Genomic DNA, 1,343 nt, shown 5'->3' on the forward strand with positions numbered 1-1,343 from the left:
CAACAACTTGCCAAGGCAGCGTAAAAAAGTGTCCGGAAAATCCTTGCCATATCAAACCAACAGACTATCCATAGTTTCCTGAACGATGAAGGCAAAGGATTATTGGAGCTCTGAAAGAGTTGTCCAGATACCCCCCCTCATTCTCAGACCTGCAAAAAACACCTTAAAATGATTGGGAAATAGTCAAAGAAGTTTTGACAATCTGACGTAATAGACGTCACAGGGTATGCATAATGAAAGATCTGACCCCGGTTTTTCAAACAGTGGAAATCAGCCTTTTACCTACTGTTTTTCAGGACGCCAATGGGTTTACGCACTATCCGGCTGACGGTTGTATAGTGCAGGCCGACATAATCAGCAATCTCAGTAAGGCTATAGCCACCCGATTGATAAGCAGAAATAATAGCCTCATTACGATGATTGGCTGATGCCAGAAAGTAGCTCAGTGGTGGTGCTGTTTTCCGCCTCTGCTTATGAGGCACTTCAGAAAGAGCAGGCTTCCCTTTGGGTTTATAGGCCAACTGTTCATTGATGAAATGATCGTCGCCCAGATAGATTTGCTGTTTAAGGTGCTCCCAGATATTAACGCCAACACCCTCGGCAACAAACCGGGCAAAACGGAGAATGGCTTCATCACGGTCACTGGCAAAATAGCGCAGCGTGGCATCCGTCGCCAACCAGGGTGGAGAATCGAACAGGCCAGTGGTATAGCAGTAACTACTCCATGGCCACTCATCCGGCGACTTGACCATTTTTGCCCTGACCGGATTTAACACAACGTACCGGCACAGCTCCATAAGGTAAGCATCTTTGTCTACGAGAATCGATTTATAGCGACCTTGAAAAAGATGACCGACTCTTCCGTATTTCCGATTAAAGCGTACCGTGTAGACACCGTTAAGCTGTCGCATACCTTTTGAGAGATTGGCATCCGGTGTTTCCACTACCAGGTGATAATGGTTGGTCATCAGGCAGAACGAGTGGATCACCCAGTTAAACCGATCACAAACCTCCGACAGCGTATTGAGAAATAGCTGAAAATCAGCATCGTTGCGGTAAATAGGTTTGCGCTCATTGCCACGGGATGTTAAGTGCATCACCGCACCGGCGTACTCAATTCGTAGTGGTCTGCTCATTTCCGTCTACTTCATTTTTATTGGTGAAATCTGAAAGTAGACCAATAAATCAATTATGCACAATGAAAGACCTGACCCTGATTTTTCTGATTTTTTCTGATTTTTTGACCCTGATTTTTTCTGATTTTTTGACCCCGGTTATCTTTTGACCTCGATTTTTCAGACTTGTTCAAAAGCTATCAACCAGCAATAATTAAAACACTATAG

1 protein-coding gene is annotated in these 1,343 nt (G+C 44.6%); it reads right to left on the minus strand.

Going from position 1 to position 1,343, the window contains the following annotated elements; genetic code table 11:
- Positions 1-278: 278 nt before the first annotated feature.
- Entirely contained in the window at positions 279-1,136 is an 858-nt protein-coding gene (locus KDK13_RS13685; protein WP_257285533.1) for a transposase, read from the minus strand.
- Positions 1,137-1,343 lie beyond the last annotated feature (207 nt).

This window comes from Endozoicomonas sp. SESOKO1, assembly GCF_024606265.1.
Lineage (GTDB): Bacteria > Pseudomonadota > Gammaproteobacteria > Pseudomonadales > Endozoicomonadaceae > Endozoicomonas.